General features: G+C 64.6%; 2 protein-coding genes and 1 pseudogene. 2 read left to right on the forward strand and 1 reads right to left on the reverse strand.

Annotation, left to right across the window (positions count from 1 at the left end):
- Nucleotides 1–204: pseudogene (locus ENZ75_RS31540) on the forward strand (hypothetical protein); the annotation flags it as partial.
- Nucleotides 204–842 carry a class II aldolase/adducin family protein gene (locus ENZ75_RS31545; protein ID WP_063170446.1) on the forward strand — a complete coding sequence of 213 codons (639 nt, stop codon included), beginning with the start codon at nucleotides 204–206 and terminating at the stop codon, nucleotides 840–842. The pseudogene ENZ75_RS31540 and the gene ENZ75_RS31545, both read left to right, overlap by 1 nt.
- A gap of 163 nt (nucleotides 843–1,005) precedes the next feature.
- On the opposite strand, the gene ENZ75_RS31550 is transcribed toward ENZ75_RS31545, so the two are convergent.
- Nucleotides 1,006–1,517, reverse strand: a 512-nt coding sequence (locus ENZ75_RS31550) for a CoA transferase (RefSeq protein ID WP_164888164.1), incomplete at its 5' end; no start/stop codon positions are given.

Here is a 1,517-nt window from a genome sequence, read left to right on the forward strand (position 1 = left end):
GCCATGGGCGCCTATGAGGGCCCCGGACTGTCGCGCGCCATCGCTCACCTCCCCGGCCGGCCCTCCGATCCGCTGGCGCTGATGCTGAAATCGGGAAAGCTCGGCGGCCCCGATATCTTCACCGACGTTCTGCAAGACATGACACGGCCGAGCACTATTGCGCCGGCGATCGACACATGGCCACCGGCAAGGAGAGCATCGTGATGGAACTCGAAATCGAACGCACGAGCCTGATCACCACGACGCAGACGCTGGACGCCAGCGGGATGAATGTCGGCACCACCGGAAACATCAGCGTGCGCACGACAGGCGGCATGCTGATCACGCCGACGGGAATAGCCACAAGCGCCTTGCGGCCGGAGCAAATGGTGGCGATGCAGCTCGATGGATCCTGGGACGCTGCGTTCCGGCCGTCGAGCGAATGGGAGATGCACGCCGAAATCTACAAGGCGTTTCCCGAGGCCGGCGCCGTCGTGCATGCCCATCCCGACCATTGCGTGGCGCTGTCGTGCCTGCGTGAACCGCTGCCACTGTTCCACTACATGGTGGCGGGCTTCGGCGGCGATGATGTGCGCTGCTCGGACTATGCGCTTTTCGCGTCAAGCGAACTGGCCAAGGTTGCCGTCGTCGCGCTCAAGGACCGCACGGCTTGCCTGCTCGCCAATCATGGCATGATCGCCTTCGGCGGCGATCTCGACACGGCGCTCATCCGCACCATCAAGCTGGAAACCCTGGCGCGGCAGTACCTTTTGGCGCGCAGCGCCGGCACGCCGGTGCTCATCGAGGGCAGCGAGATCCCCGCCATTCGCGGGCGCTACAAGAATTACGGCCAGCAGAAGTAGCCGGCCGAGCAATTCCAGAAAAGGTGAAGCGGTTTCCCGGGAAAAGCGCATAGCGCTTTCCCCAGGGGATTGCCCCAAAACAAGGAACGGCTCTTCGCCCTGTTGAAGAACCATTCAGTCGACCTGCAAATGCGAGACGAAGGCCCGTCAAGCTCCATGAAGATCAGGCGGGGATCGGTTCGGCGGCCGGCGTATAGACGCCGATGGCGCCGGTGCCGATCAGCTGGTCGATGATCTCGGCGCTATAGCCGAGCACGTCGGCCAGCACGGCAGCTGTGTCCTGGCCCAGCATCGGCGGCGCGGTGAAGTCCGCGGTCAGCTGCGCGGCAAGTCCCTGCGCCGGGCGCACCATGGCGACGGAGCCGAGATGCGGATGCGGCAAGGTCTGGACGAGGCCACGCTCGCGCACATTGGGACTGTCGAAGACTTCCGGTATCGATTTTACCGTGCCGGCCGGCACGCTGGCGGCGGCACAGGTGGCCATCCAGTGGTCACGTGGCTTGGTCTTGAAGACGGCGGCTAGTTGCGGGATCAGCGCCTCACGGTTGGTGGCGCGCGCCCCTGCTTTGATGAAGCGCGAATCCCCAGCCAGATGTGGCAGATCAACGACCTTCTCGCACAGCGCCGCGAACTGGCGGTCATTGCCGACCGCCAGTTCGCGGCGCTGTGCGAGAA

Origin of the sequence: Mesorhizobium sp. M7A.F.Ca.CA.002.04.1.1 (genome assembly GCF_004022805.1) — a bacterium.
Classification (GTDB): Bacteria; Pseudomonadota; Alphaproteobacteria; order Rhizobiales; family Rhizobiaceae; genus Mesorhizobium; species Mesorhizobium ciceri.